The sequence below is a fragment of the Micromonospora sp. URMC 106 genome, assembly GCF_051386395.1.
Lineage (GTDB): Bacteria > Actinomycetota > Actinomycetes > Mycobacteriales > Micromonosporaceae > Micromonospora.
Window position 1 is genome coordinate 1 of the sequence record NZ_JBPQTP010000296.1, and the last position, 230, is coordinate 230.

The following is a 230-nucleotide window of genomic DNA, read 5'->3' on the forward strand; positions in this document are numbered from 1 at the left end:
CACTCGCGGTTGATGGATCCGATGCTGGACGAGTTCGCGTCGGTGGTGGCGGGGCTGGACTGGCAGCCGCCGAGGATCCCGGTGGTGTCGAACGTGACGGGCGCGGTGGCGGACGCCGGGGACATCACCGACCCCGGCTACTGGGTGCGGCACGTGCGGCAGCCGGTGCGGTTCGCCGACGGGGTGGCGGCTCTGCGGGCGCAGGGTGTGGACACGTTCCTGGAGGTCGG

The 230-nt window shown here is 72.6% G+C and carries 1 protein-coding gene; it reads left to right on the forward strand.

Going from position 1 to position 230, the window contains the following annotated elements:
* Positions 1-230: hypothetical protein (locus ACSNOB_RS32165; RefSeq protein ID WP_436691230.1), on the forward strand; the 230-nt coding region annotated here is incomplete at both ends.